The sequence below is a fragment of the Metabacillus bambusae genome, assembly GCF_017497975.1.
GTDB classification, from domain to species: domain Bacteria; phylum Bacillota; class Bacilli; order Bacillales; family Bacillaceae; genus Metabacillus; species Metabacillus bambusae.
Genome location: NZ_JAGDEL010000062.1, coordinates 1 through 683 on the forward strand (window position 1 = coordinate 1; position 683 = coordinate 683).

General features: G+C 58.1%; 1 rRNA gene. It reads left to right on the top strand.

The window, feature by feature from the left end:
* A 23S ribosomal RNA gene (locus tag I7822_RS29565) occupies nt 1-683 on the top strand; the annotation flags it as partial.

The window sequence follows — 683 nt, forward strand, 5'->3', positions numbered from 1 at the left end:
GCCTACAAGACAGCGGGGGATAAGCTCCATGGTCCAAAGGCATGCAGCCCAGAACTTCAACCTGGGCCCCTAAGCGTGCGCTAAGTGGGAAAGAATGTGGAGTCGCAGAGACAACCAGGAGGTTGGCTTAGAAGCAGCCACCCTTGAAAGAGTGCGTAATAGCTCACTGGTCTAGTGATTCCGCGCCGACAATGTAGCGGGGCTCAAGCGTACCGCCGAAGTCGTGTCATTGCAGTATGTACCCCCAACGGGGACTGTGATGGGTAGGGGAGCGTCGTGTGCCGGGTGAAGCAGCCGCGGAAGCGAGTTGTGGACGGTTCACGAGTGAGAATGCAGGCATGAGTAGCGATTCACACGTGAGAAACGTGTGCGCCGATTGACTAAGGGTTCCTGGGTCAAGCTGATCTGCCCAGGGTAAGTCGGGACCTAAGGCGAGGCCGACAGGCGTAGTCGATGGATAACCGGTTGATATTCCGGTACCCGCTGTGAAGCGTCAAATATCGAATCTTCTGATGCTAAGGCCGTGAAGCCGCCCTGATCTCTTCGGAGTTGAGGGGAGTGGTGGAGCCGCCGGCCCAAGGGGGTAGTAGGTAAGAGATGGGGTGACGCAGGAAGGTAGTCCAGCCCGGGCGGTGGTTGTCCCGGGGAAAGGGTGTAGGACGTTCGGTAGGTAAATCCGCCGG